This is a genomic window from Streptomyces doebereineriae (assembly GCF_031845645.1).
GTDB classification, from domain to species: domain Bacteria; phylum Actinomycetota; class Actinomycetes; order Streptomycetales; family Streptomycetaceae; genus Streptomyces; species Streptomyces canus.
Window position 1 is genome coordinate 1 of the sequence record NZ_JAVREZ010000331.1, and the last position, 445, is coordinate 445.

Annotated in this window: 3 protein-coding genes; all 3 read right to left on the minus strand. The window is 61.1% G+C overall.

Features of this window, described 5'->3' with window-relative positions; genetic code table 11:
* Positions 1-60: channel accessory protein ArfC (arfC, locus tag RNB18_RS54370; RefSeq protein WP_449657663.1), on the minus strand; the 60-nt coding region annotated here is incomplete at its 3' end.
* Entirely contained in the window at positions 57-212 is a 156-nt protein-coding gene (gene arfB, locus RNB18_RS52135) for a channel accessory protein ArfB (RefSeq protein ID WP_029110268.1), read from the minus strand. The genes arfC and arfB, both read right to left, overlap by 4 nt.
* 11 nt (positions 213-223) lie before the next feature.
* Positions 224-445, minus strand: a 222-nt coding sequence (locus RNB18_RS52140; protein WP_311721071.1) for an OmpA family protein, incomplete at its 5' end; no start/stop codon positions are given.

Here is a 445-nt window from a genome sequence, read left to right on the forward strand (position 1 = left end):
CGTCAGTACCAGCCCGAGCACAAAGGCCAGGGCCATCAACCACCAGTTCACATCGCTCATCGTCGTGCTCCAATCTCACGCGAGCCGGGCAGTTCGGCGAACGCCTCTTCCTCACTGGTGGGCTTGACGGTCACCACTGAAATCAGCCAGGCCACCAGCGACCCCACCACGAACGCGAGCAGATACCACAACCATTGGATTACGAAGTCCATGTCGAATCTCCCTAATTGACCGTGATCTCGACGCGGCGGTTCTGCGCCTTGCCTTCGGGGGTGTCATTGCTGGCGATCGGATTCGCCGAACCCGCGCCGGACGACGTCACGTGATCGGCCGCCAGACCCTGCGAAACCAGATAGTCGGCAACAGCTTTGGCGCGGTTGCCGCTCAGCGGGATGTTGATGGCGTCATTGCCCGAGCTGTCGGTGTAACCGGTAACGGCCACCTT